This window comes from Methylococcus sp. S1M, assembly GCF_051295855.1.
Taxonomy (GTDB): domain Bacteria; phylum Pseudomonadota; class Gammaproteobacteria; order Methylococcales; family Methylococcaceae; genus Methylococcus; species Methylococcus capsulatus.
Map to the genome: position 1 here is coordinate 224,990 of NZ_JBPDXO010000001.1, position 25,973 is coordinate 250,962.

A 25,973-nucleotide genomic window follows, 5' to 3' on the forward strand; every position below is an offset into this window, starting at 1 on the left:
GGAGGCATCCTGTTCGCTGCTCTGTCACGGGGGGCGAATGTTAAGGCTTAAAGGGATCGGGGGGAACCTTGCGGCAGTCCCAGGGTTCGGCGGACGTGGCGGGCGATCATGGCTTCCTCGTCGGTGGAGACCACCAGCACATGAATGCGGCTGTCCGGCGTATGCAGGATCGGGTAGGCAGCCGGATCGATCGCGACCCCGAGCCAGGTCGAAAGCTCGCAGATGCGGGCACGCACGGGCGCAGCGTGTTCACCGATGCCGGCGGTGAAGACAAGGGCGTCCAGCCCGCCCAGTGCGGCGGTCAGCGAGCCGATTTCGCGGGCGATGCGGTAGCAGAAATACTCGACGGCTTCGGCGGCTTCCGGCCGGTCACTGGCCAGCAGATCGCGCATGTCGCCGCTCAGGCCGGACAGCCCCAATAGACCCGAACGCTTGTACAGCAGGTCCGAGAGCGTCGCGGCATCCATGCCCGGCTGGGTCATCAGGTGCAGCAGCACGCCGGGGTCGATGGCGCCACAGCGGGTGCCCATGGGGATGCCGTCCAGGGCCGTGAAGGACATGGTGGTGGCGACGCTGCGGCCGTTTTTCATGGCGCACAGGCTGGCGCCGTTGCCGAGATGGCAGACGATGGTGCGGCCGTCCGCCGCGCAGGGGTCGATTTCGGCCAAGCGCGCGGCGACGTATTCGTAGGACAAGCCATGGAAGCCGTAGCGGCGGATGCCGGCCGCCTCGTATTCCCTGGGCAGGGCGAAGCGCCTTTCCACGGCGGATTGGCTGGCGTGGAAGGCGGTGTCGAAGCAGGCGACCTGCGGGATGTCGGGGAACTTCGCCGCCAGCAGCCGGATGGGTGCCAGGTTGTGTGGCTGGTGGAGGGGAGCCAGCGGGATCAGTGCCTCGATTTTTTCGATGATTTCGCCGGTCACTTTCACCGGCCGGGTCAGGCCATCGCCGCCGTGGACCACCCGGTGGCCGACCGCGACGGGCTTGCAGCCGTCGCCGGCGCGGGCCAGCCAGTCGAACAGCCAGATCAGTGCATCTTCGTGGTTGTCTGCTGGGATCGGTCCTTGAAACAGGGGGGCTCCTTGGGCATCGCGCAAGCTGGCGCAAGCGCCGTTGGCGGACGTGCTCCCGAGCCGGTCGAGCAGGGCGTCGAACACCCGTCTCTCGCCGTTCAGCAGGGAGAACTTGACGGTCGAGGAACCGGCGTTGACGACGGCGACGGGGTTGCCCATGGCTTTTCAGAGCCGGGAGTCCGGTTCCGCCCGTTCCCGTTCGTTCGCCATCGCCTGGTCCATGATCTCCTTGTAAAGCGCGACCGCGCGGGCGTATATCTCCTGGTACTCGGGCTGGCGGTCCACCTGCGACTTGATGAGCTGGGCGGTTTCGAAGACTTCCCGGAGAAAACCGATGTCCAGGTCATCGAGCGGCTCCTTGCGTTCGACTTTCGCTCGGATGTCCAATGCCCGCGGCAAGCGGTGAGTGGTGAATTCCGTGAGCAGAGCAACCGCCACGCCTTGATCTTTGGAAACTGGTGTCATGGGGATTCCCGTTGGCCATGGTTGAGAGAGGAGGACGGCCGGGCGTCACCACCGTGGCCGTTCAGCCCGGCCAGCGCCAGCCCGCGACCTCCGGCATGTCGATACCGTGCTCGTAGGCATACTGGCGGCAGGCGATCTGCTGTTTGCGGAACCGGGCCTTGGCGTGGGCGCCGGAGACCGCGATCTCCGGAATCCGGTCGATGACGTCGATGGCCAGGCTGAAGCGGTCGATCTGGTTGTTGATCGCCAGTTCCAGCGGGGTGTTGATGCTGCCTTTCTCCTTGTAGCCGCGCACGTGCATGTTGGCGTGGTTGGTGCGCCGGTAGGCGAGCCGGTGGATCAGCCAGGGATAGCCGTGGAAATTGAAGATGACCGGCTTGTCCCTGGTGAACAGGCTGTCGAAATCCTTGTCGCTGAGACCGTGCGGATGCTCGGACTCGGGCTGCAGTTTGAACAGATCCACCACGTTGATGAAGCGGATCTTCAGTTCCGGGAACTCCTCGCGCAGCAGGGCGGTGGCGGCCAGGGCTTCCAGGGTCGGGATGTCGCCGGCGCAGGCCATGACCACGTCGGGCTCCTGGCCATCGTCGTTGCTGGCCCATTCCCAGATGCCCAAGCCCTCCGTGCAATGGGCGATCGCGGCGTCCATGTCCATGAACTGCAGATGCAACTGTTTGTCCGACACGATCACGTTGATGTAGTTCTGGCTGCGCAGGCAGTGGTCGGCGACCGACAGCAGGCTGTTGACGTCGGGCGGCAGGTAGATGCGGGTGACGTCGGCGCTCTTGTTCACGACGACGTCCAGGAAACCGGGGTCCTGGTGGGTGAAGCCGTTGTGGTCCTGTCGCCAGACCGTCGAAGTGATGAGCAGGTTGAGCGAGGCCACGTCCTGGCGCCAGGACAGCTGGTTGCAGATGGACAGCCACTTGGCGTGCTGGTTGAACATCGAATCGATGACGTGGACGAAGGCTTCGTAGGTCGAGAGGAAGCCGTGGCGCCCGGTCAGAAGGTAGCCTTCCAGCATGCCTTCCAGGGTATGCTCGCTGAGCATTTCCATGACCCGGCCGTCGGGGGCCAGTTCGCCGCCATCCTGGTCTTCGGGGAAATACTCGGCGATCCAGAATTTCTTGGCAGCGGCGTAGACGGCGTCCAGCTTGTTGGAGGTATTCTCGTCAGGGCCGAACAGCCGGAAGTTGTGCGCGTTCTCCTTCATCACGTCGCGCAGGAACACGCCCAGCGGCTGGGTGTTCGGCGCTTCGATCTGGCCCGGTTTGGCGACTTCGATGCCGTAGTTGCGGAAATTAGGGATGCGCAGGGCCTTTTTCAGATGGCCGCCGTTGGCGTGGGGGTTGAGACCCATGCGGCGGAGACCGGCCGGCGCCATTTCCCGGATTTCGGCGATGGGGCGGCCTTCGGCGTCGAACAGTTCTTCCGGCTTGTAGCTGCGCATCCAGCCTTCCAGCAGCTTCAGGTGTTCGGGATTTTTCGCGACGTCGGCTACCGGCACCTGATGAGCGCGCCAGAAGCCCTCGACGTTGTGGCCGTCGATCTGGCGTGGCGCGGTCCAGCCCTTGGGCGAGCGCAGCACGATCATCGGCCAGCGCGGCCGTCGGGCGATGCCGCTGCCGCGGGCCTCGGTCTGGGCGGCGCGGATGTCTTCGATGCTGCGGTCCACCGTCGCGGCCATCGCCTGGTGCATGCTTTCCGGTTCCGAGCCCTCCACGAAATAAGGCGTGTAGCCGTAACCCCTGAGCAGATTTTCCAATTCTTCGTGGCTGATGCGCGCCAGCAGGGTGGGGTTGTTGATCTTGTAGCCGTTGAGGTTGAGGATCGGCAGCACCGCGCCGTCGCGGATCGGGTTGAGAAATTTGTTGATGTGCCAGGAAGTGGCCAGGGGGCCGGTTTCCGCCTCGCCGTCGCCGACCACGGCGGCCACGATCAGGTCCGGGTTGTCGAAGGCTGCGCCGCAGGCGTGCGACAGCACGTAGCCCAGCTCGCCGCCCTCGTGGATCGAGCCCGGTGTCTCGGGGGTGCAATGGCTGCCGATTCCGCCGGGGAAGGAGAACTGCTTGAAGAAGTTCAGCAGGCCTTCTTCGCTCAGGTCCTTGTCGGGGTAGATTTCGGAGTAGCTGCCTTCCAGGTAGAGCGGGCCCAGCACGCCGGGGGCGCCGTGGCCGGGGCCGGCCATGAAGATCATGTCCAGGTCGTGTTTCCGGATGGCCCGGTTCAGATGGGTGTAGACGAACGCAAGGTTGGGGCTGGAGCCCCAATGGCCGAGCAGACGGTGCTTGATGTGCTCGGGTTTGAGCGGTTCACGCAGCAGCGGATTCCCCCGCAGGTAGATCATGCCCAGCGCCAGGTAATTGCAGGCTCGCCAGAACGCATGGATTTTGCGGACTTCTTCGGCATCCAGCGGTGTTCCGCTGACAGTGGCGCGGGTCGGCCCGTAGACGGTGAGCCGTTCGAATTCGGAGGACAGGGGGAATTGGGTTGCCATCGGTCAATCTCCTGAAGTGGGCTTCGTGGCTTAAGGATCGCTTGGGCCGGGTCCACGGGGCTTCCGCCTATTATGCCGTCCCATCATGACAGCGTAAGGACTCCGGCGGTCCGCGGCGGCTCCGGAACGGTCCCACCGCCGCCAGGGTGTGTCAACGCAAGTTCACGGTCAGCCGGTTGCGGCATTCCAGCGATGTCGTCAGTGTGTCCAGGGCGACTTCGGCGCCGCCGACCCGGTACGGATTCGGTGTCCGGCGGAACGGCAGTTCGGTGCCGTTCAGGCTGACGGAAAGGGGGCCGCAGCCGCAACTCTGGATGGAGTAGACCACTTCGAAGGCGGAGCCGGCGAGTTCCAGCTCCACCCGGAGGCCATCCAATGCCTTCGGTATGACCGGGTCGATCACCAGCTTCGAGCTTTCCAGCCGCAACCCCAGCAAGCCGCGCAAGATGAGTCCCAGCCCGATGCCCGCGCCGCTCGAATAAACCCGCCAGCCGCCGTCGAGGGCGATTTCCCCTGTCCGGACCCGTTCGTATTCGGCTTGCGCCTGATAGCGGTCGGCAAAGGCGGCATCGGAACTGGAGTGATAGCAGTTGGCCTGGCGCGGGGTGGCGGAGGGAACCCGGGCGCGCAGACCGATGGGATTGGCTTTGCACAGCGCTTCGAAGAAGCCCTCTGCATCGCCGTAACGGGCCAGTGCTTCCGCATAGCGGAGATGGGCGTGGGTGTACATCAGTCCGATTTCGCGGCCGAAGAAGCTGCTGCTCTCTGCGCGCTGGAAATACTTTTGTGGCCCGCCGCGGTAGGTCAGAGGCCGGTCGAACAGCCTGGCACCGTCGGGTCCGAGCAGATGGTTTTCGATGAGTCTCAGGTGCCGTGACGCCTGTTCCGGCGTCAGCAGGCCGTTGCTGATGGCGTGGATCATCGGCAGCAGGCTGAAGGAAAGCCCGGTGGCGCGGTCGCGCGGATGCACCAGAAGAGCGATTCGTCCGTCCTCGCCGAAATGGGCGTAGCCGGCGAGGACGCCGTCGGCCATCAGCAGGCGCTGGAAGTCTTCCCGCACTCCCGCGGCCGCGGCCTCGAAGGCCCCGGCCTGGTCATCGCGCCCCAGGCGGCGCAGCGCTTCGGCCAGCGTGGTCAGCGTCTGGTAATGCAGGGTCACGGTCCAGGCGCTGCACAGCCGTTCGCGCATGGCCGGATCCACCGGCTGCAGCGAGTCGTTCCAATCGCCATGGCCGTAGGCGACCAGCCGGGTGTCGGGAATCGTCCGCGCCGCCACCACCCCCAGCGCGCGCTCAACGTGCCCCCAGAGCGTCGCCCGCCCGGTCTTGTCGCCGCCTTCCGGATGGAAGAAGGGCAGAACCTCATCCAGCAGCGCACCGTCTCCGGAGGCCAGCAGGTATTGGGCGAGGGCCAGGACCGGCCAGAACACGATGTCGCCGTGGGAGTCGCCGGGGCGGATGTTGCGCTCGCGCTCGAAGAACATGAACCACTGCGGCCAGTCGCCGTCTGGATTCTGGTTCTTGAACACCCGGCACAGCAGGTCGCGGACCGGTTCGAACCGGCCCAGCGCCAGCAGCATTTCCACCGGCCCCTGGCATACGTCGCGGACGCCCCAGCCGCCGCCGGAATACTGCTCCAGCCCGCGCGGGCTGAGATAATGGATCAGGGCGTTATGGGCGAACCATGGCAGAATCTCCCGCAGGCGCTCGATGTCTCCCCCCAATGCACTGCCGGCCGGCGGACAGACCCGCAAGGCTGCGGTCATTTCACGCCAATACCGGTCCGTGCCGGCTTCGGCCGTGGCCGGAGCCGCCGGCAGCAGACAGCCGGTGATGCGGAAGCCGGCCGACGAGACCGGGGCCGTGACCAGGCACAGGAAGGGTTCTCCCCGGGACTGCCCATCGGCGTACAGCAGCTCGTCCCCCCCGACGGTCTCGAGCGGAGTGCCGGGCAGCGGATCGATGCGGAAGCCGCCATTCGGGAAACGGCGGCCGACGTCGGACTCAGGGATAGGGTGCACGAACACTCCCATTCCGTCGCGGACGAATCGCGCCGGCACGGCCTCGGCGCCGTCGTCGCCGTTGAGGGCCACGTGGTTGCTGAGCAGGCAGCGGACGGGCGGCCCTTCCAGCACGTCCAGGGTTACCGAGAGTTCATGGCTCCCGATGGCGGCCTCGCTGCGCACCTGCAGCATGCCGCCGGCGTGTTTGTAGATCCAGCGGCAACCCTCCGGCCGCATTTCGAAGGCGGAAGACACATCCAACAGATGCCAGCGACCGTCGATCTCGACGAACAGCCGTTGGCCGTGCCCCCGGAACAGGCCCAGGTAACCGTGGGTGGTGGACAGGAAGCGGTTGATGCTCACATGCCCCTGGGTCACCATCGAATGGAACACGCCGGCCATCCAGACGGTGGAGGTCAGGCCGGCCTCGTCGGGCACCAGGCCGTTGCCGGTGCGGAGGATGTGGCCGTGGGGACGCAGCACTTCGAGTTCCTTGGCCCTGAGCACGACGTGGCTGCGGTCGCCGGTGAAGAAGGACAGCAGGCGGCCATGCTCCAGCTCCGGCTCCCGTCTTTCGCCGCCGAACAGCCCGGTGACCTCGGCATCGCCGAGGTCGAGGGCATCGAGGAGCGGTGCGGCGCTGAACAGACTGGCGGGTGGCGTGAAACCTTCGGACCGATTTCGTCTTGCCGGCGGAGGCGCCGCTTCCGGCAGGTTCAGGGCCCGATCGACGAAGGCCAGGTCAGCGGCGGATATCGCCTCCGGGTGATCCGGTTCGAACCAGCCGAAGAAACCCACCGCCGCTGCCTCGCCCGGCGCCAGTTTCAGCGGGGCGTCCTGGATCACGGCCATGGCGTGTTCGTGCTGGCGGCGCGAGCCGGGAAGTCCTTCCACCAGGCCCCGCGGTGGTCGGCCGGCACGGCGCTCCAGACCGTAGAACTGCAGTGCGTCGGTAGCGAAACTCCCGGCCCGGTTCAGCGAACCGATGATGACCCAGGGAAAACGGCCGCCCATCGCCTGGTTCTGGCGGGTAGCCAGCACCGTACCCCGTGAGGGGTGAGGGAGCGGCGTGTGGTCCAGGTACTGGCTGACGTAGTACTCGTTGAGCCGCACCGCGCCATAGTGCGCCAGTCCCAGGTCCTGGGCATAGAGCAACTCCACCGTCTCTCCGGTACCGCCGGTGTTCTCCAGGGCCACGTGCCAGAACCAGGCGGGCGCGGTTTCGGCCAGCGCCAGGAAGACGCCGAACCGGATGCCCGCCCATTCGCCCTCGATCGATAGCCCTCGTCCGTCGCACCGTATGCGACCGGGACTGCGCGGACCGAGCAGCGGCATGGCCTCCGCGGGACCTTCGGGCACGCCCAGGGGAGGCTCCGAGAGGCGGCGCAGATAGAGGTTGGCCGGTCCGCCCTCGGCCTCCGAGCCGGGGAACAGGTTCAAGAGAATGTCGCGGTGATCCATGCGCCGGACCGAACCCTTGGATGTGAGCTGGAAGATCAGGCCGGAAGGGCTTTCCAGGCGGATCGCCGGCCTCGCCGTCATCGGATGCTTTGGGTTCATGGTCCACACCGGCCGTTGCAAATGATCCGGCCCCGGAGGCCGGGATGAAAAGGCTGCGTAATCTGAAGGCGCATGCGGGGGATATTTCCGAATTCGGCTGCTGGGTACGGTGGCGTAACCGCTTCCGGCGGAGGATAGTGGATCGCAAGGGGCAAACCAAGCCGCGTTCGCTCCGCGGCGGTGTATTTGCTACCTTAGCCGGGGGCGCCCCCCGGCGCAGCCGCCGCAGCGTCTTGCCTTGCTTCTGGAGATTTCTGAATGCGTCCCTTCATCGCGCTTTTCCTTCTCACCCTCGTTGGGGGCTGTGCCGTCTATGGCCAATATCGGCTGGATCAGCGCTATGGCGCACCCGACCCCCGCCGTTTCGATCGGCCCCGGAGCACGGCGGCACTTCCCGTCGAGTACCGGCGCGATGTCAAACCCATCCTGGACAGCCGCTGCGTGGTTTGCCATGCCTGCTACGATGCGCCCTGCCAGTTGCAACTTGGCAGCTATGAAGGGGTGACGCGCGGCGCCAACGGCGAGCAGGTCTACGATGCCGCCCGCCTGCTCGCGGCCGATCCCACCCGTTTGTTTTTGGACGCCCGCAGTACGGCCGAATGGCGAAGCAAAGGATTCCATCCCGTGCTCAACGAGCGCAACTCCACCACCGAGGCCAACCGTGAGGCGGGCGTGATGGCGAATCTCTTGGCACTCAAGCGCCGGTTCGAGTTCCCCTCCTATGGCCTGCTGCCCCGGGATCGCTACGATTTTTCCTTGGACCGCAGCCAGCAGTGTCCTGCCATCGAAGAGATCGGCGATTTCGAAGCCGAGCATCCGGAATGGGGCATGCCTTATGGTCTGCCGCCGCTCTCCGAGCGGGAAAACCGCACGCTCATGGCGTGGCTGGAAGGCGGCGCTCCCGCCGCTCCGGAGCCTGCCCTCTCCGCGGCGGAGCGCGACCAGATCAGCCGCTGGGAGGCATTCCTCAACGGCGCCGATCCCAAGATGCGCTTGATGAGCCGCTACCTGTACGAACACTGGTTTCTGGCCCACTTGTATTTCGACGAGCTTCCGCCGGGCGGCTACTTCGAACTCGTCCGCTCCCGCACCGCGCCGGGCCAGCCCATCGATGCCATCGCGACCCGCCGCCCCTACGACGATCCGGGCGTAGCGCGGGTCTACTATCGCCTGCGGCCGCATCGCCCGGCCCTGGTCTCCAAGACCCACATGCCCTACGCCCTCAACACGGCACGCATGGCGCGTATCAAGACCTGGTTCCTGGATGAGCCCTACACCGTCAAGGCGCTGCCGTCCTACGAACCGAAGGTCTCGGCGAATCCGTTCATCACTTTCGAGCAGATTCCGGTGCGCTCGCGCTATCGCCTGCTGCTGGACGAGGCGCAGTTCACCATCATGAATTTCATCAAGGGACCGGTGTGCCGGGGGCAGGTGGCGCTCAACGTGATCAACGATCACTTTTGGATCGGGTTCATCCATCCCGACAACCCGGTATTCAACGAGACCTCCGCGTTCCTGGCCGACGTACTGAAGGAAGTCGGTCTGCCGACGGAACAGCAGAGCAATGCGCTGCTCACCAAATGGCTGCTGTATTCGCGCGGACAGACCGATTACCTGCGGCGCAAATCGGAACTGGTGAACCGGCGCTTCACCGGCCGCAATAGCCCGAGCCTGTCCATGCTGTGGGATGGTGACGGCTACAACCCGAACGCCGCCCTCACCGTGTTCCGCCATTTCGACAGTGCCAGCGTCGTCAAGGGGCTGCTCGGCGATCGGCCGCAGACGGCTTTAATCATGGGTTACACCTTGCTGGAGCGCATCCATTACCTGCTGGTGGCGGGCTTCGACGTCTACGGCAACACCGCGCACCAGTTGGAGGCCCGGCTGTACATGGATTTTCTGCGGATGGAGGGCGAGATGAACTTCCTGGCCCTGTTGCCGGCCGGCGACCGCAACGCGGTGCGCGATTTCTGGTACCGCGGCGCCGGGGATGAAGTCAAGACCTACCTGAACGGCAGCAAAGCCTATTTCACCCAGCGCACGGGTGTCGAATACCGGACCGGCGATCCCTTGACGGAACTGTTCGGCCTTTGGAAAGCCCATCTGGCGCCGGTGCTGGATCACCGTCACGAGTATGCCCAAAGCACGCAGGACGATCCGAACGCCGGTCTGTTGAAAACACTCTCGGGTCTGCGGGGCAGGATGCTCTCCATCCTGCCCGAATCCAGTTTCCTGACCGTCCAGGGCGAGGACGGTGTCGACCGCCATTACACCCTGATCCGTAACAGCGCCCACAGCAACATTTCCGAGCTGTTTTTTGAGGAAGACCGGCGCCTGCCGGACGAAGACACCCTGCTGGTGGCGCGCGGATTCATCGGCGCCTATCCGAACGCTTTCTACCGGCTCCGGAGCAACCGTCTGGCGGCTTTCATCGACCAACTCGGCCGTCTCCGGTCGGAGCAGGATTATGCGGAGTTCGCCGCCCGTTTCGCGGTCCGCCGCACCGATCCGCGGTTTTGGGCGCACAGCGACGCGGTGCACGAAGCCTTCCGCAAGGCCGACCCGGTGGAGGCATCCCTGTTCGATTTCAATCGCCTCGAAAACCGTTAGCTCAGCGTTGGAACAGCAGATCGAAGGTTTCCTGCTGGCGGGTGTCCAGGCCCGCGGTCGTGATCTGCAAATTGAGGATGTTGCCGTTGACGAAGGCCACGCGGCAGGGAATTTTCAGCAAGGCGTTGGGCAGGCCGGGACCACGGATGGTGAGGGTGAGTACGCCCCGGTCTCCCGGCCTGGGGCGGCGTGGACCCGGTGTCAGCAAGGCGGCGCTTTGCAGAGAGACATCCACGGGCGACAGGTCCCGTGTGTTACCGCTGATCGCCGGACACCCGGCAAACTCCACCCTGCAGGCCAGGCGGAGCGTGCGACGGCCGGCATGGGGCTGGGGCATCGCTACCTCCCCCCGCCGGAACGGCTTTGTTTCTCCGCATACATGGCGGCATCGGCCCGGCGCAGCAGGGCATCCAGCCCGCCGTCCGATGATTCGCTCACTGCCACGCCTATGCTGGCCCCGACTTCCAGTCCCTCGGTCGAAGCCGATCGCAACGCGTCGGCGATCCTGGCGCTCACCCCGCGGGCCCCGGCTTCATCCGTATCCGGCAGGAGCGCGGCGAATTCGTCACCGCCGATCCGGCCCCCCAGGTCGTCCTTCCGCAACACGGCTCGGCAGGCTCCCGCGACACGGGAGATGGCGGAATCGCCCATGTGATGGCCATAGCTGTCGTTGATGACTTTCAGGCCATCGACGTCGATGAGCAGTGCCGCCAGGGGGCGGCCGGTATCCTGCGCTTCGGCGAGCATCGCTTCCCCCCGCTCGAAGAAATAAGCGCGGTTGGCCATCCCGGTGAGGCCGTCGCGGGTGGCGCGATAGTGCAGCTCCTCCGTGCGCCTGGCCACCCGTCGTTCCAGGGTTTCGTTCATTCGCCGCAATTTTTCCTCGGCGGCGCGGCGTTCGCTGACCAGCGCCCCCATGGCCAGCGTGGAGGTTCCCAGGACGACCAGCAGCAAGCCCACGTTCAGGAGGGGTTGAGTGCTGCCCAAGAGATGGAACGGTCCGAGCCCCAGCAGCGTCCCCCCGATCGCGATGAGTGCCACGGCGGACAACAGCGCGGTGGCTGCCTGCAGGGAACAGCGCACCGTCAGCCACAGCACCGGTGCAAACAGCAGGTAAGGAAGTCCTTCGAACGGATGCACGGAGGCACGGATGCCCAAAAACACCGCCGCGGCGAAGGACAGCGTCGCGGCTGCCACGGTGAATGCCTCCCAGAAGTTTCCCGGCTGCCGTTGGCGCCGGCGGACACTGCACCACAGGATCAGCGTGGGTCCCAGGAGAAAAATGCCCCCCGCCTCTGAAAGCGTCCAGCGCCACCAAGCGCTGTCGATGCCCTGCGGCGGAACGAGGCCGGAGGCGACCGCCAGCGCAACCCCGGTGGAAGCGGCCAGGCACGCCGGCACCAGCGCGCCAAAGACGATGAAGCAGACCACGTGGCGCAGTCGGAAGAACGGTTGTTTGGAGCGAGTCGTCCATCGGACGAGGAGGGCACCGAGGACCGGGGTGGCGACGTTGACCAGGGATATGGCCGTCGCCAGCGGGAGCGGCAGGCCGAACAGTCGCCAATTGACGAAGAAGGCCCCGGCGAAGATCCCGGGCCATGCCCGGTTACCGCTCAGCAACGCTGCCGCCAGCGCAATGCCGGCCGGCGGCCAGAAAGGCGAGGGGAAAAAGCTGTAGCCCGCAAGCAGCGCCGAGGTGCCGAACCCGGCCGCGGCAAAGGCCAGGGCGACGGTTAGATTCTGTAATTCGATGCGCATCGTGACGGGCCGGCAGATGATCGGCGAATATTGGCAAGAAGGATACCCCCAGCCGGTGCCGGGTCGTCGATAGGGGTACCGAAGGAGTGTGGGTCGCGTCAAGACCGGAGGAGACCGAAAGCAACCCATCCCGACCCAGATCGGTCCCGGCTGGCTTCTCGCCGACACCTCTATCTCGCCTGCCCATCGCTCGACCCAACCGAAGGTTACGGTTCCCACCGTCCGATGGAATCGTCGGCGGCTGCGGCGGCGGTGCCGCTGTCACGGGAAATGAACATCGCCGCCATGGCGGGCATCATCGACCTGTCCCGTCATCCACCCTGAATCCGGAGTGCCGTCCAAGACCCGTGGTGTCCCGGACGGGGTCGATGACATCTCGGCCATGGCCGGATCACAGGGATGCATGGCAGAGGAGGAAGGGGGGAACGTGGCGGGACCGACCCGCATGGGGGCCGTGACGGTGTTTCATCCGTCTACGACCGCCTTTTCCCGCGGGAGGTCACCAGCCCGCTTCCTTCTCCGGGCTGGACGAAATCCTGTGCAGCGTCAAATCCGCGCCGTCGAATTCCTCTTCCGGTGTCAGGCGCAGACCGATCAGCGTTTTCGCGGCGCCGTAGACCGCGAGACCCCCCGCCAAGGCAATTGCCACTCCGAGCCCCGTCCCGAGGACCTGCGCCATGAAACTGATGCCGCCGATGCCCCCCAACGCGCTTTGGCCGAATATGCCGGCGGCGATGCCGCCCCAGGCGCCGCAGAGGCCGTGTAAGGGCCAGACGCCGAGCACGTCGTCGATTTTCCAGCGGTTCTGGGTCAGGGTGAACAGGTAGACGAACAGGAAGCCGGCGACTGCGCCGACGGCCAGGGCACCCATGGGGTGCATCAGGTCGGAGCCGGCGCAGACGGCGACCAGACCGGCCAGGGGGCCGTTGTGGACGAAGCCGGGATCGTTGCGGCCAGCGAGCAGGGCGGCGAGGGTGCCCCCGACCATGGCCATGAGCGAGTTGACGGCGACTAGGCCACTGATGCCGTTGAGATTCTGCGCGGACATGACGTTGAAGCCGAACCAGCCGACGGTGAGGATCCAGGCGCCCAGCGCAAGGAAGGGGATGCTGGACGGCGGGTGGGCGGCGATCATGCCGTCGCGGTGGTAGCGTCCGCGCCGCGGTCCCAGCAGCAGCACCGCGGCCAGGCCGATCCAGCCGCCGACGGCATGGACCACGACGGACCCGGCGAAATCATGGAACTGCGCGCCGAAACGAGTTTGCAGCCAACCCTGGAAGCCGAGATTGGAATTCCAGGCGATGCCTTCGAACAGCGGGTAGACGAAGCCGACCAGCAGGAAGGTCGCGGCGAGCTGGGGATTGAACTTCGAACGTTCGGCGATGCCGCCGGAGACAATGGCCGGGATGGCGGCGGCGAAGGTCAGGAGGAAAAAGAACTTGACCAGGCCGTAACCGTTGTCCACCGTGAGCGCCAGGGCGCTGTCGAAGAAATCGACGCCATAGGCGAGCTCATAGCCGATGAAAAAATAGGCGATGGTGGACATCGCAAAATCGCTGAGGATCTTGACCAGCGCGTTGACTTGGTTCTTGCGCCGTACCGTGCCGACTTCGAGAAAGGCGAAGCCGGCATGCATGGCCAGCACCATGATGGCGCCGAGCAGGACGAACAGGACGTCAGCACTTTTTGTCATTCTTTTCCCTAAATCGCGGTATTTCTTTGGTATCTTTGCGAAGGCAAATTGCGAGCCATCGTGGCTCACGGCGCCAGTGCCTTGTTTTGGCGCGACCTGTCGACCGTGGGGCAGGATTCGTCTGACTCGTAATGGTGCGACCCGTGACGGCTGTGTCATCAGTTGGTGCAAATAGATGTCGATAGAGGGCTTCCATCCCATCGTCGGTTCCTGGTTCGAGGCGGCCATCGGCACACCGACACCTGCTCAGACCCGGGCCTGGGCCGCGGTGCAGGGCGGCCATAACGTGCTGGTGGCCGCGCCCACCGGTTCGGGCAAGACCCTGGCGGCATTCCTGGCGGTGATCGACGAGCTGGTGCGGGAAGGGGAGGTGGTCGGCCTGCCGGACGAAACCCGTATCCTTTACATTTCGCCGCTCAAGGCCTTGAGCAATGACATCCACAAGAACCTGCAGTTGCCGCTGGAAGGTATACAGCGGATGCTGTTCGAATCCGGCCGGACCGCGCTGACGATCCGCTCCCGGGTCCGCACCGGCGATACGCCTGCCACCGAGCGTACCGCCATGACCCGTCAGCCGCCGCACATTCTGGTCACTACGCCGGAATCCATCTACATCCTGCTGACCAGCGCCGGCGGGCGGCGGATGCTGGGGACGGTGCGGACGGTGATCGTCGACGAGATCCACGCCGTCCTGGGCAGCAAGCGCGGGTCGCATCTGGCGCTGTCGTTGGAGCGACTCGAAAGACTCACCGGGCGAAGCATGCGACGCATCGGGCTGTCGGCCACTCAGCGTCCCGTCGAGGAAGTCGCGCGTTTTCTCACCGGCGGGCGCGGCGACTGTGTGGTCGTGGACGAGGGCCACCGGCGGCGGCTGGATCTGGACATCGAGCTGCCGGATTTCCCGCTGGAGGCCGTGCTGTCGAACGAGGCAGCCGGGCAAGTCTACGACCGCATGGCGCAACTGGTTCGCCAGCACCGTACCACCCTGGTGTTCGTGAACACCCGCCGCCTGGCGGAGCGGCTGGCGCGCGCTCTGGCCGAACGGATCGGCGAGGAAGGCGTCACCTCGCATCACGGCAGCCTGTCCAAGGAGCAGCGGTTGGAGGCGGAAACCCGGCTCAAGGCCGGCCGGCTGAAGGCTCTGGTGGCGACGGCGTCGCTGGAGTTGGGTATCGACATCGGTGACATCGACTTGGTCTGCCAGTTCGGGGCGACCGGGACCATCGCCGCCTTCCTGCAGCGGGTGGGCCGTTCCGGCCATTACGCTGGCGGACTGCCCAAAGGCCGGTTGTTCCCGACCAGCCGTGACGATCTGATCGACTGCCTCGCGCTGGCGGATGCACTGCGCCGGGGTGAACTCGACCGCATTCCCATCCCGGTTCGGCCGTTGGATGTGCTGGCGCAACAGATCGTCGCCATGGTGGCCTGCGAGGAATGGGGCGAGGACGAGCTCTACGATGCCGTGCGCGGCGCCTATCCGTACCGGGATCTCGGGCGCGCCGATTTCGACGCCGTAGTCGCCATGCTGGCGGAGGGCTACAGTACCCGCCGCGGCATCCGCGGGGCCTATGTGCACCGCGACCGCATCCACGGCCGGCTGCGGCCGCGCAAAGGCGCACGGGTGACCGCGGTCACCTGCGGCGGCGCCATTCCCGACAATGCCGAATACCGGGTGGTCGTCGAGCCCGGCGGGGAGGTGGTTGGCAGCGTGGACGAGGATTTCGCCATCGAGAGCATGGCGGGCGATGTGTTCCAGCTCGGCAATACGAGCTGGCGTGTTCTGCGGCTGGAAGGGGGTGCGCTGCGGGTGGAGGATGCTGCCGGCATCCCGCCCAGCATTCCCTTCTGGTTCGGCGAGGCGCCGGGCCGCTCGTACGAGCTTTCGCTGGCGGTGTCGCGCCTGCGCGCGCGGATCGGAGACGCTCTGGAGCGGATGGCGCCGGAGAAAGTCACCGCAGAGCTGGCCGCCGAACTGGCGCTGGCGCCGCGGGCGGTGGAACAGGCGGTCAACTACCTGGCCGCCGCGAAGGCGGTGCTGTGCGTGCTGCCGACCTTCGACACGGTGGTGTTCGAGCGCTTCTTCGACGAATCCGGCGGCATGCAGTTCATCATCCACGCGCCCTTCGGCAGCCGGGTCAACCGCGCCTGGGGTCTGGCGCTGCGCAAACGTTTCTGCCGCACCTTCAATTTCGAGCTGCAGGCGGCGGCGACCGAAAACGCGCTGATCCTGTCGCTCGGCGTGGCACAGAGCTTCGCGTTGGAAGAAGTCAAACGGTTTCTGGGCCCGGACACGGTGCGGCCCCTCCTGGTCCAGGCCCTGCTCGATGCGCCGATGTTCAAAGTGCGCTGGCGCTGGAATGCGGTATGTGCCCTGGCGCTCAAGCGGTTCCAAGGGGGCGGCAAGACCCCGCCCTATTTGCTGCGGATGCAGGCAGAAGACCTGGTCACCTGCGTGTTCCCGGACCAGCTCGCCTGTTTCGAAAACATCGTCGGCGACCGCGAAGTTCCCGATCATCCCCTGGTCAAGCAGACCGTGCACGATTGCCTGACCGAGGCCATGGACCTGGAGCGGCTGATCGAGGTGATCCGCGGCATCCGCGAGGGGACGATCCGGGTCGAATGTCGCGACCTGAACGAGCCTTCGCCGCTGGCCGCCGAGATCGTCAATTCCAAGGTCTACACCTTTCTCGACGGTGCGCCGCTGGAAGAGCGGCGTACCCGTGCGGTGGCCATGCGCCGCTGGCTGGAGCCCCGTGCCGCCGACGACCTGGGCCGGCTCGACGCGGCGGCGATCGCCCGCGTCCTCGACGAGATCGGGCCGCAGGGCGGGGCGGTGGAAGAGGTACACGACGCGCTGAGCGTCTCGGGTTACGTCACGGTGCAGGAGGTCGCCCAAAACGGCTGGATGCGCTTCCTGGCGGAACTCGCGGCTACCGGCCGCGCCGCCCGTCTGTCCCGGGGCGGCGCGGGATTGTGGCTCGCCGCCGAACGCTGGCCGCAGTTCCGGGCCGTCTATCCCGACACCGCGACCGAACCGGCGCTGAGTTTGCCGCCGGCCCTGGATGCCGAGCTCTGGGAATCCGGGCCGGCCCTGGTCGAGGTTCTCCGCGCCCGTCTCGGCGTAACGGGGCCGGTGACCGTGGCGCGGCTCGTCGCCGAGACCGGGCTGGCAGCCGGGACGCTCGGAGCGGCCTTGTGTGCCCTGGAAAGCGAAGGCACGGTGTTGCGGGGCGCCTTCACTCCGGGATCGGGCGAGACCGAATGGTGCGAGCGCAGCATCCTGGCGCGTATCCACCGCTACACCCTGGGCCGCCTGCGGCAGGCGGTCGAGCCGGTCACGGCCGCCGATTTCATGCGTTTCCTCCTGCACTGGCAGCATGTGCATCCGGCGGCGAAGGTCCGGGGCAAGGACGGCCTCGCCCTGGTGCTGGAGCAGCTCGAAGGCTTTCAGGCCACCGCCGCCGCCTGGGAGGGGGAGATACTGCCGGCGCGGGTCGTGGATTACGACCCGGTTTGGCTGGATACGCTCTGCGTTTCCGGCCGGATCACCTGGCGGCGGCTGGTGTGCGAAGGTTCCGGTGGCGGATCGCTGCGGGTCGCGCCTCTGGTCCTGTTGCCGCGCAGCCATCAGTGCCGCTGGTCGGCTGCGGTGGCCGGCGGGATTTCGGGTACTGCGGCCCGCTTGGCCGAGAGCCTGGAAAGGCATGGCGCGCAGTTCTTCGATGAACTGGTGGCATCGAGCGGGCTGCTCAAGACACAGGCGGAAGAAGCCCTGAGCGAACTCGCGGCGAAAGGGCGGGTGACCTCGGACGGTTTCTTGGGGCTACGGGCGCTGTTGATGCCGGAGCAGCGCAAACGACGCTACCGCGGTGTGACCGGAATCGAGGAGGCCGGACGCTGGAGTCTGGTGCCGGTCGCCGGGATGCACCCGGACCGGATCGAACACGCTGCGCGGGTCTTGCTCAAGCGTTACGGGGTGGTGTTCCGCAGCCTGCTAGAGCGGGAGCCGGCCGTGCCGTCCTGGCTGGATCTGGTGCGGGTGTTCCGGCGGCTGGAGGCGCGGGGGGAGATCCTCGGCGGGCGGTTCGTCGCCGGACGCTACGGTGAGCAGTTCGCCCTGCGGGAGGCCGTCGAGTCTCTGCGCAAGATCCGGAAAGAGGCACCCGAAGGCATCATCGTCTCCGTCGACGGGGCCGATCCGCTCAACCTCGCCGGCACCGTGCTGCCCGGTGAGCGCATCGCCGCCAACAGCGGCAAGCGGCTGGTGCTGCGGGACGGCGTGCCGGTGGCGGTGGCAACGGCACGGGGCGTGGTGTACCTCGCCGACGGAAGCGGTCCCATCGACCCGCGTCAGGCATTGGCGCGCCCGGCCGTGGCGCCGGGCTTGCGGGCTTACCTGGGCAGGCGGCGATAATCGCCTTTTCCACAGACAGGACGTTGCATGAGCAGATACGAGTTTCCAGAGCGATTCCTCTGGGGCGCGGCCACTTCAGCCTACCAAGTCGAAGGCTCGCCCCTGGCCGACGGTGCGGGACCGAGCAACTGGCACCGGTTCTGCCGCCAGCCGGGGCGCATCCTCAACGGCGACACCGGTGACACCGCCTGCGACCACTACCGGCGTTTCCGGGAAGACGTTGCGCTCATGAAGGCGCTGGGGCTTTCGGCTTACCGGTTCTCGATCGCCTGGAGCCGGATTTTCCCGGAAGGGAAGGGCAGGATCAATTGGCGCGGAATCGCCCATTATCAGGCGCTGGTCGAGACCCTGCTGGAGCACGGTATCCGGCCGATGGCGACGCTCCATCACTGGGACCTGCCGGCGGCGCTGGAGGACCTCGGCGGCTGGGCGAACCGCGACAGCGCGGGCTGGTTCGCCGATTATGCGCACACCGTCATCAGAGCGCTGGGCAACGAGATCGATTTGTGGGCGACGCTGAACGAGCCCTGGGTCATCATGGACGCGGGTTATGTCTCGGGCGTACATCCTCCGGGTCACAGGTCCCTGAAGGATGCGCCCTGGGTCACGCACAACCTGCTGCGGGCCCACGCCTTGGCCGTACAGGCGTTTCGCGCCGACGGCCGGGGGCAGATCGGACTGGTGGTCAATCTCGAGCCCAAATATGCCCTGACCGACAGCCGGGACGACCGGGCCGCCGCCGAGCGCGCCCACGCCTACATGAATCGCCAGTATCTCGATCCGGTCTTGCACGGTGCCTATCCCGACGAGCTGGCGGAAATTTCCGCTCTCCACTGGCCCAGCTTCGAGAGCGAAGACCTGCGCGTGATCCAGGAGCCCATCGATTACCTGGGCATCAACTACTACACCCGCGCCGTAGTCCGACACGATCCGTCGGGCGGGCCGCTCGAGGTAACCGCCGTGCCCCAGCGCGGCGTCGAGCATACCGAGATGGGCTGGGAGGTCTATCCGCAAGGGCTGAAGGACGTCTTGGCGTGGGTCAAGGCCCGCTACGGGGACATCCCTCTCTACATCACCGAAAACGGCGCGGCCTTCGCCGATCCTGAGGGAGAGAATGGCCGGATCGACGACACGCGCCGCATCGCCTATTACCGCAGCCATCTGCGCGCGCTGCACGAGGCCATCGCCCAAGGGGTGGACGTCCGGGGCTATTTCGCTTGGTCGCTGCTCGATAATTTCGAATGGACCTACGGTTACGCCAGGCGTTTCGGTCTGGTGCAGGTCGATCCCCTGACCCAGCGGCGTATCCCCAAAGCCAGCGCCGGGTTTTACGCCGAAGTGGCCCAGACCAACGGTGCCGTCCTGGATCGGGACTATTGACGAGGGAGGCCGGGATGAAACCAACGTTTGCGATGGGTGCCATGCTGCTGGCCGCCTGCGCTGGACCGGGATTGAAAATCGGGTTCGACGAAAATTACCACTTCGGCGGGACCAAGACCTGGAGCTACGCCGAGATGCCCGGTTCCGACAAGGCGGCTGCCGACAGGCTCCGGCTCGATACCCTGATGAAGGACACGCTGGAACCGTTGCTGGCGGCCAAAGGCTACACCCGGCGCGGAACCGGGGCCGATTTCCTGGTCGGCTGGTCGTTCGGCGAATGGAAGATCGACCGTCGCTCGCGGTCGGGCAGCGAGTGGGGCGCGGTCGGTCTGTTCTATCCCGGCATGCACGCCGTGCCCGCGCCGAAGGCACCGGAAGGACGGGCTCTGCCACCCAGTATCGATCCTTACGGCTCGTCCCATGAAAAGGCGAAGTTGGATCTGGTGGTCGTCGACGGCAGCAGCCGCCGCGTGGTCTGGCATGCCAGCGTGGAGGACGCCGGGGACTTCGGCTACGCCCCCGACGTCCAACGGACGGAAATCAGGGAAGCCGTCGAACGAGCGTTTCAGGCGTTTCCGCCGGGGCGATAGTTTGTGTCAGCGCATACCCCGGACCTGGAACTTCACCAGGTCCAGCGTTCTCCCCCGATCGTCCATGAGTTTCAGCACATGGCCGCCGGGCTCCGGTGGCCATTTCACGGGAGTCTCCGCAGGGCCGACCGGCCTGCCATCGAGGAGGAAGGACATGCCCGCCCGGGCCGGCCTTGCCCGGAGGATGAGTTTCTGGTTGCGGGCAGGGATGTCGGGGTCGAGGGCGATGATCATGCCGTCGGCGGGCGTTTCTATCCGGGGCGTCGGCGCCTCCGGAGCCGTCACTTCCGCAAGCTCGGTGCCGGCGACGAACCATTCTTCACGTTCGGGTTCCAGGGCGTCGGCATAACGGATGCGGCGCCCGATCACGCCTTCCGGCGGCGCGGGCGGCCGGCTCGGAAGGTCTGCATGCAGGCCGTTCATGATCTCCAGCCAGGCCGGGGCGGCGCCGGTGACGCCGGACACCTCATGCATGGCATCGCCTTCGAAATTACCCACCCACACGCCCACGGTGTAATGCTCGCTGTAGCCGATGCACCAGTTGTCGCGCATGTTCTTGCTGGTGCCGGTCTTGACCGCGCTCCAGTAGCGGGTGGTAAGCGGATTGTCCAAACCGAAACTGAGGGCGCGGCTGGAGCGATCGCTGAGGATGCTTCCCACGATGTAGGCAGCGCGTGGGTCGATGAGAGGGCGGGGTTCACCGGGGGCATCGTCCGCCAGCCAGTGTAACGGCGATGTGAGGCCACCGTTGGCGAGGGTACGGAAGGCATTGACCTGCTCCCATAGGCTGACTTCCCCCGAACCCAGGGCCAGCGAATAGCCGTAATACTCGCCGTCCTGGGTCAGCCCCCGGTAGCCGAGGTTCCAAAGCCGTTCGTGGAAGGGCTCCAGGCCGACCAGGATCAGCGTGCGGATGGCGGGAATGTTGAGTGAGGCGGCCAGCGCGGTGCGGACGCTGACCCGGCCTTTGAAGTCGCGGTCGTAGTTCTGCGGGACGTAAAGGCCGGTGCGGGTTTCCAGGTCGAGCGGCGAGTCGTCCAAGATGGAGGCGGCGGTGAGATAGCGCTTTTCCAGCGCCAGCGCATAAAGGAAGGGTTTGAGGGTGGAGCCGGCTTGGCGCCGGGCGCGGACGCCATCGACTTGGCGCGCGCGGCTGTCTGGACCCGCCGATCCCACGTAGGCGAGCACTTCGCCCCCGTGGTTGTCCACGACCAGGGCGGCCCCGTCGCGGACATTGCGGCCTTTGAGCCCCCGAAGCTGTTGTTCCAGCGCCTGAATGGCGCGGCGCTGGATGGGCGCGCTGAGCGTGGTCCTGACCTTCTCACCACGTTTTTTCAGCGATTGGCGGGCGAGGTGCGGCGCCAGCGCGATTGGCGGCGGCGGGCGCTCGACATGGCTCAGAGCCATCTCCGCCCGCCGTTCCAGGTCGCCGCAGTCAAGCGGGAAGGCGGCGGCCTTGGCGATGGCGCATGCCCGACGGGCGATTCGGGCAGCCCCGACATTGGGGGAAGGAAGGATGGCTGCGAGCAGTACCGACTCGGCCTCATCCAGACCGGAAGCCTCTTTGCCGAACAGCCCCAGGGCGGTGGCCGGCACGCCTTCCAGTTCGCCACGGAACCGGACCCGGTTGAGATAGGCTTCGAGAATCTCGTCCTTGCTCCAACGATGCTCCAGCTTCCGTGCCGCTCCGATTTGGCCGAGCTTCTGCCGGACGGAACGCCCGCCGCCATGCCTGGCCAGCCGCTGGTCCAACAGGGCAGTAAGCTGCATGGTGATCGTGCTGGCGCCGCGCTTGCGTCCGCCGAGCGTTTCCCATGCCGCCACGGCCATGGCCCGCCAGTCCACGCCCCCATGATCGTGGAATCGCCGGTCTTCCGCCGCGAGGATGGCTTTCACCAGAGCGGGCGAGAACGTGCGCAAGGGCATCCAAGGGCTGCGTCGGGCGGAAAAATCCACCCGCTGCTCGTGGATGACCTCGCCGTTGCGGTCCAGCAGGTAGGCGTCCGATGGAATCCATTCGGCCCGGACGGAGCGGAATTCCGGGATGGCGGATCGAGGCAGGCTCCAGAAAACGGCGCCGCCCGCCGCGAACAGCAGCAGGGCGACACCCGCTCCCCAAGGTTTGATGCTGGAGGATCGACCAGACATGGGCCAACAGTATCAGGCCGGCGCCGGGACCCACAAGGATACGGGTGTCGGTCTCACCGATACCTTGCATGAGGAAGCGAAGGCCTGTCCTGGCGGTCGGTCCGGCCGTCCCGAGCCGGCCGCGGCCGTCGTCGCGCACGGGATGGCACCGGCCGTGTTTTCACACCGACCGCGCTTGGTATACTCGGGGTCGTTTGACGTCCCTCCCTGCGCTTTGCCGAACGAGGAGCCGCTCCCATGCCTACAGCCAAAGCCTATGCCGCTTTTTCCGCAGACTCGGCGCTGGCGCCGTTCGTCCTGCAGCGGCGCGACCCGCTGCCCCAGGACATCCGCATCGGAATCCTGTACTGCGGTGTCTGCCATTCCGACCTGCACCAGGCACGCAATGAATGGAATGCGACCACATACCCCTGTGTGCCAGGCCATGAGATCGTCGGCAAGGTCCTTGAAGTCGGCCGCAGCGTGACGAAGTTCAAGCCCGGCGACACGGTCGCGGTGGGCTGCATGGTGGATTCCTGCCGGACCTGCCCGAACTGCGTGGACGCCCTGGAACAGCACTGCGAGCACGGCCCCGTCTTCACCTACAACAGCCCCGATCCGCACGGCGGCGGCATGACCTTCGGTGGCTATGCCGACAGCATCGTGGTCGACGAAGCCTTCGTGCTGCGGATACCGGACGGACTGGACCTCGCGGCCGCCGCCCCGCTGTTGTGCGCCGGGATTACCACCTATTCGCCCCTGCGGCACTGGAAGGTGGGGCCGGGTCAGCGGGTCGGGGTCGTCGGTCTGGGTGGACTGGGACACATGGCGCTCAAGTTCGCGCATACCTTCGGCGCCGAAACGGTGCTGTTCACGACGACGCCGGACAAGGCGGCGGATGCCCGGCGGCTGGGAGCGGACGAGGTCGTCGTGTCGAGGGATCCCGACGCCATGGCGCGGCAGGCCGCCCGGTTCGATTTCATCCTCGACACCGTCTCGGCGCCCCATGACATCGATGCCTATCTGAACCTGCTGAGGCGGGACGGCACGCTGACCCTGGTCGGCGTACCTCCGCAAGGGGTACAGGTCATGCCCTTCAGCCTGATCGGCGGGCGCCGGCGACTGGCTGGTTCATTGATCGGCGGCATCCGGGAAACCCAGGAGATGCTGGATTTCTGCGGCGAACACGGCATCGTCTGCGACATCGAGCTGATTCCGATCCAAGGAATCAACGACGCCTTCGAGCGCATGCTCAAAGGCGACGTGAAATACCGGTTCGTGATCGACATGGCGACGCTGAACGGGGAGTCGTCCGGAGGGCGATGAGGACGGCGTGAAGCTCAACCGTCCTTTTTCGGATAACCCTTCTTCTTCGGCTTCTCGACGGCCTGCGGCCCGGTGGTGCCGCCGGTCCACAGCCGGATGTCGATGGGTTTGCCGACGATCCAGATTTTTTCCAGGCGCTTGAGCGATTTCTTCGGCAGGTCCGCGGGGAGGCTCACCGTACTGAAGTCGTCGTAAAGCTTGATGTGGCCGATGGCCCGGCCGGGGATGTCCGCCTCGTTGGCGATGGCGCCGACGATGTCCTTGGCGGCGGCGCCGTCATTGCGGCCGACGCCGATACGGTAGAGTACGCCGGTTTCTTCCCGATCCTTGCGCTTACGTTTCTTTTCGCCGGGTTCTGCGTCGCGATCGCGGAATTTTTTATGCGGTCCGCGGCTCTCGGCGGGGGATTCCGCCGGGGCGGTCCGTTCCGCCGGGACCAGCGGACGGTCCTTCTGCACCAGGTAGGTGAGCGCTGCGGCGATGTCGGTGGGCGAGAGACTCCGTTCCCGACCGATCTGCTGCACCAGCCGACGGAAGAACTCCAGATCCTCCTCTTCCAGCGTCGTCATGATCTGGGCTTTGAACTGTTCGACCCGGCGCTCGGCGATGTCCTGGTGGGTGGGCAGGCGCATCTCGGTGATGCGCTGGCGGGTGGCCTTCTCGATGGCGCTCAACATCCGCTTTTCCCGCGGCGTGACGAACAGGATGGCCTGTCCCTTGCGTCCGGCGCGCCCGGTGCGGCCGATGCGATGAACATAACTCTCCGTATCGTACGGGATGTCGTAGTTCACCACGTGACTGATGCGCTCCACGTCCAGGCCGCGGGCGGCAACGTCGGTGGCGACCAGGATGTCCAGGGTATTCTTCTTCAGCCGGTCGACCGCCTTTTCGCGCAGCGCCTGGCTCATGTCGCCGTTCAGCGCGGCTGCGGAATAGCCGCGGGCCTCCAGCTTCTCCGCCAGTTCTTCCGTCAGCACCTTGGTGCGGACGAAGATGATCATGGCGTCGAAGTCCTCGACCTCGAGGATGCGGGTCAGCGCGTCCAGTTTGTGCGCGCCCGAACCCAGCCAGTAGCGCTGGGTGATTGCCTCGACCGTGGTGGTCTTGGCCTCGATCTTGGCCTCCTTGGGGTGGCGGAGGTGGCGCTTGGCGACCTTGCGGATCGCTTCCGGCATGGTGGCGGAGAACAGTGCGATCTGGCGCTCGGGCGGGGTGTGCTCGAGTATCCACTCGACGTCTTCGATGAAGCCCATTCGCAGCATCTCGTCGGCTTCGTCCAGAACGAGGGTGCGCAGGCCATCCAGATTGAGGCTCTTGCGGCGCAGGTGGTCGATCACCCGGCCGGGGGTGCCGACGATGACGTGGACCCCCCGGCGCAGATGACGCAACTGTGCGTCCATCGACTGGCCGCCATAGATCGGCAGGATATGGAAATCGGGCAGGTGGCGGGCATAGCTCTGGAAGGCTTCGGCCACTTGCAGGGCGAGTTCGCGGGTCGGAGCCAGCACCAGCGCTTGCGGCTCGCGGCGCTCGAGGTCGATACCGTTCAGGATCGGCAGGGCGAAAGCGGCGGTTTTGCCCGTGCCGGTCTGCGCCTGGCCCAGAAGATCATGGCCGGCGAGGAGAGGGGGAATGCTCGCCGCCTGGATGGGAGAGGGAGTCTCGTAGCCGATTTCGCGGATGGCCTGGAGAATGGGGGCTGAGATCGCCAGATCGGCAAAAGAAAAGGGAGTTTCGGTCGATTGCATCAGGATGGGGAGTCAAAGAGTGAAAAATGTCTGATGAGGGTGACCGCGTGCCGGGACGTCGACCGGCGCAGGGATTCGGTCGTTCGGGGGAGGGCGGCGGGCCATCCCGCTCATCGGAGGATGCGATCATAACAGAAGCACCGGATATTCCCGAATCGGCGAAGTGTTCGGCATGAACCCGGTTTTGATATAGTGGCTGCGTCTTCCTGTCCCCGGATCTGGGCTGGGGACTGTAAGGACGGAATTTTCGAGCGAGGAATTCATGACCATGTTGAAAAGCATACCGATACTGCTGATGTCCGCCGTGGCCGTTTCGGGCTGCGCCACCTATACCGGATGGAAACCGACCTACGACACGTATAAGGACCCCAATGCAGCCCGCATTTCCCTCGACGAGGAAGAATGCCGGATGCTGGCCAAGGAAGCCGGCAGCGCCGGTACGGAAGCCCTCAAAGGCGGCGCGGTGGGAGGTTTGGTCGGCGCGGCGGCTGGCGCGGCCATCGGCGCGGCGGTGGGAAGTCCGGGAACGGGGGCAGCCATCGGGGCGGCGACCGGCGGCATCGGCGGTGCCACCCAGCAGGGCGTCTCCGGCGATGAGCAGTACAAGCGGGCTTTCATCAACTGCATGCGCGGACGCGGCCACAACGTCATCAATTGACGTTCAGGCCCCCTTCTTCTGCCCGGAGAGGGATCACCGCTCGTGCCCGGCTCGGGCGCAGACCACGAAACG

The 25,973-nt window shown here is 66.0% G+C and carries 15 protein-coding genes; 6 read left to right on the forward strand and 9 right to left on the reverse strand.

What is annotated here, in order from left to right; translation table 11 throughout:
• Nucleotides 1-47 precede the first annotated feature (47 nt).
• The 4 genes from ACSHWJ_RS00990 to ACSHWJ_RS01005 all read right to left on the reverse strand — a co-directional run bounded on the left by ACSHWJ_RS00990 (nucleotide 48) and on the right by ACSHWJ_RS01005 (nucleotide 7,597).
• Entirely contained in the window at nucleotides 48-1,232 is a 1,185-nt protein-coding gene (locus ACSHWJ_RS00990; protein ID WP_218797772.1) for an acetate/propionate family kinase, read from the reverse strand.
• 6 nt (nucleotides 1,233-1,238) lie between these two features.
• A complete protein-coding gene (locus ACSHWJ_RS00995) occupies nucleotides 1,239-1,538 on the reverse strand; it encodes a hypothetical protein (protein WP_218797771.1) in 300 nt (99 codons plus the stop codon).
• A gap of 61 nt (nucleotides 1,539-1,599) precedes the next feature.
• Complete coding sequence (locus ACSHWJ_RS01000; RefSeq protein WP_432539165.1) at nucleotides 1,600-4,035, reverse strand: phosphoketolase family protein; 2,436 nt, start codon at nucleotides 4,033-4,035, stop codon at nucleotides 1,600-1,602.
• A 151-nt stretch (nucleotides 4,036-4,186) separates the two neighbouring features.
• Nucleotides 4,187-7,597 (reverse strand): GH36-type glycosyl hydrolase domain-containing protein, encoded by a 3,411-nt coding sequence (locus ACSHWJ_RS01005; RefSeq protein ID WP_432539166.1) that lies wholly within the window; start codon nucleotides 7,595-7,597, stop codon nucleotides 4,187-4,189.
• Between the two features lie 258 nt (nucleotides 7,598-7,855).
• Here ACSHWJ_RS01005 and ACSHWJ_RS01010 point away from each other — a divergent pair, with 258 nt between their 5' ends.
• A complete protein-coding gene (locus tag ACSHWJ_RS01010) occupies nucleotides 7,856-10,207 on the forward strand; it encodes a fatty acid cis/trans isomerase (protein ID WP_218797768.1) in 2,352 nt (783 codons plus the stop codon).
• Nucleotide 10,208: 1 nt separating this feature from the next.
• Here ACSHWJ_RS01010 and ACSHWJ_RS01015 read toward each other — a convergent pair whose 3' ends face one another.
• The 3 genes from ACSHWJ_RS01015 to ACSHWJ_RS01025 form a co-directional block, all read right to left on the reverse strand.
• The gene (locus ACSHWJ_RS01015; RefSeq protein ID WP_432539167.1) at nucleotides 10,209-10,544 is read right to left on the reverse strand and encodes a hypothetical protein; all 336 of its coding nucleotides are present in this window, start codon (nucleotides 10,542-10,544) and stop codon (nucleotides 10,209-10,211) included.
• Nucleotides 10,545-10,546: 2 nt separating this feature from the next.
• Nucleotides 10,547-11,965: a sensor domain-containing diguanylate cyclase gene (locus tag ACSHWJ_RS01020; RefSeq protein WP_017365300.1), complete on the reverse strand. Its 1,419-nt coding sequence runs from the start codon at nucleotides 11,963-11,965 to the stop codon at nucleotides 10,547-10,549.
• A 499-nt stretch (nucleotides 11,966-12,464) separates the two neighbouring features.
• Nucleotides 12,465-13,658, reverse strand: coding sequence for an ammonium transporter (locus ACSHWJ_RS01025; RefSeq protein ID WP_432539168.1), 1,194 nt, complete (start codon nucleotides 13,656-13,658; stop codon nucleotides 12,465-12,467).
• Nucleotides 13,659-13,833: 175 nt separating this feature from the next.
• On the opposite strand from ACSHWJ_RS01025, the gene ACSHWJ_RS01030 reads away from it, so the two are divergent.
• The 3 genes from ACSHWJ_RS01030 to ACSHWJ_RS01040 are packed head-to-tail and all read left to right on the forward strand — an operon-like array spanning nucleotide 13,834 to nucleotide 20,042.
• On the forward strand, nucleotides 13,834-18,072 hold the full coding sequence (locus ACSHWJ_RS01030; RefSeq protein ID WP_432539169.1) for a DEAD/DEAH box helicase: 4,239 nt from the start codon (nucleotides 13,834-13,836) through the stop codon (nucleotides 18,070-18,072).
• A 27-nt stretch (nucleotides 18,073-18,099) separates the two neighbouring features.
• Nucleotides 18,100-19,452, forward strand: a complete 1,353-nt coding sequence (locus ACSHWJ_RS01035) for a GH1 family beta-glucosidase (protein ID WP_010960845.1) — start codon at nucleotides 18,100-18,102, stop codon at nucleotides 19,450-19,452.
• Nucleotides 19,453-19,466: 14 nt separating this feature from the next.
• Nucleotides 19,467-20,042: a DUF4136 domain-containing protein gene (locus tag ACSHWJ_RS01040; RefSeq protein WP_432539170.1), complete on the forward strand. Its 576-nt coding sequence runs from the start codon at nucleotides 19,467-19,469 to the stop codon at nucleotides 20,040-20,042.
• A gap of 6 nt (nucleotides 20,043-20,048) precedes the next feature.
• Here ACSHWJ_RS01040 and pbpC read toward each other — a convergent pair whose 3' ends face one another.
• Nucleotides 20,049-22,190, reverse strand: coding sequence for a penicillin-binding protein 1C (gene pbpC, locus ACSHWJ_RS01045; protein ID WP_432539171.1), 2,142 nt, complete (start codon nucleotides 22,188-22,190; stop codon nucleotides 20,049-20,051).
• Nucleotides 22,191-22,427: 237 nt separating this feature from the next.
• Between pbpC and ACSHWJ_RS01050 the strand changes: the two genes are divergently transcribed.
• On the forward strand, nucleotides 22,428-23,495 hold the full coding sequence (locus ACSHWJ_RS01050; protein WP_432539172.1) for an NAD(P)-dependent alcohol dehydrogenase: 1,068 nt from the start codon (nucleotides 22,428-22,430) through the stop codon (nucleotides 23,493-23,495).
• A 14-nt stretch (nucleotides 23,496-23,509) separates the two neighbouring features.
• On the opposite strand, the gene ACSHWJ_RS01055 is transcribed toward ACSHWJ_RS01050, so the two are convergent.
• Nucleotides 23,510-25,243, reverse strand: coding sequence for a DEAD/DEAH box helicase (locus tag ACSHWJ_RS01055; protein WP_432539173.1), 1,734 nt, complete (start codon nucleotides 25,241-25,243; stop codon nucleotides 23,510-23,512).
• Nucleotides 25,244-25,511: 268 nt separating this feature from the next.
• Between ACSHWJ_RS01055 and ACSHWJ_RS01060 the strand changes: the two genes are divergently transcribed.
• Nucleotides 25,512-25,901 carry a glycine zipper family protein gene (locus ACSHWJ_RS01060; protein WP_026045943.1) on the forward strand — a complete coding sequence of 130 codons (390 nt, stop codon included), beginning with the start codon at nucleotides 25,512-25,514 and terminating at the stop codon, nucleotides 25,899-25,901.
• The last annotated feature ends 72 nt before the right edge of the window (nucleotides 25,902-25,973 follow it).

Excerpts from the sequence above, each read along its gene's own strand:
- ACSHWJ_RS00990 (WP_218797772.1), bottom strand. The coding sequence starts at position 1,232 with ATGGGCAACCCCGTCGCCGTCGTCAACGCCGGTTCCTCGACCGTCAAG.
- ACSHWJ_RS00995 (WP_218797771.1), bottom strand. The coding sequence starts at position 1,538 with ATGACACCAGTTTCCAAAGATCAAGGCGTGGCGGTTGCTCTGCTCACG.
- ACSHWJ_RS01000 (WP_432539165.1), bottom strand. The coding sequence starts at position 4,035 with ATGGCAACCCAATTCCCCCTGTCCTCCGAATTCGAACGGCTCACCGTC.
- ACSHWJ_RS01005 (WP_432539166.1), bottom strand. The coding sequence starts at position 7,597 with ATGAACCCAAAGCATCCGATGACGGCGAGGCCGGCGATCCGCCTGGAA.
- ACSHWJ_RS01010 (WP_218797768.1), top strand. The coding sequence starts at position 7,856 with ATGCGTCCCTTCATCGCGCTTTTCCTTCTCACCCTCGTTGGGGGCTGT.
- ACSHWJ_RS01015 (WP_432539167.1), bottom strand. The coding sequence starts at position 10,544 with ATGCCCCAGCCCCATGCCGGCCGTCGCACGCTCCGCCTGGCCTGCAGG.
- ACSHWJ_RS01020 (WP_017365300.1), bottom strand. The coding sequence starts at position 11,965 with ATGCGCATCGAATTACAGAATCTAACCGTCGCCCTGGCCTTTGCCGCG.
- ACSHWJ_RS01025 (WP_432539168.1), bottom strand. The coding sequence starts at position 13,658 with ATGACAAAAAGTGCTGACGTCCTGTTCGTCCTGCTCGGCGCCATCATG.
- ACSHWJ_RS01030 (WP_432539169.1), top strand. The coding sequence starts at position 13,834 with ATGTCGATAGAGGGCTTCCATCCCATCGTCGGTTCCTGGTTCGAGGCG.
- ACSHWJ_RS01035 (WP_010960845.1), top strand. The coding sequence starts at position 18,100 with ATGAGCAGATACGAGTTTCCAGAGCGATTCCTCTGGGGCGCGGCCACT.
- ACSHWJ_RS01040 (WP_432539170.1), top strand. The coding sequence starts at position 19,467 with ATGAAACCAACGTTTGCGATGGGTGCCATGCTGCTGGCCGCCTGCGCT.
- pbpC (WP_432539171.1), bottom strand. The coding sequence starts at position 22,190 with ATGTCTGGTCGATCCTCCAGCATCAAACCTTGGGGAGCGGGTGTCGCC.
- ACSHWJ_RS01050 (WP_432539172.1), top strand. The coding sequence starts at position 22,428 with ATGCCTACAGCCAAAGCCTATGCCGCTTTTTCCGCAGACTCGGCGCTG.
- ACSHWJ_RS01055 (WP_432539173.1), bottom strand. The coding sequence starts at position 25,243 with ATGCAATCGACCGAAACTCCCTTTTCTTTTGCCGATCTGGCGATCTCA.
- ACSHWJ_RS01060 (WP_026045943.1), top strand. The coding sequence starts at position 25,512 with ATGTTGAAAAGCATACCGATACTGCTGATGTCCGCCGTGGCCGTTTCG.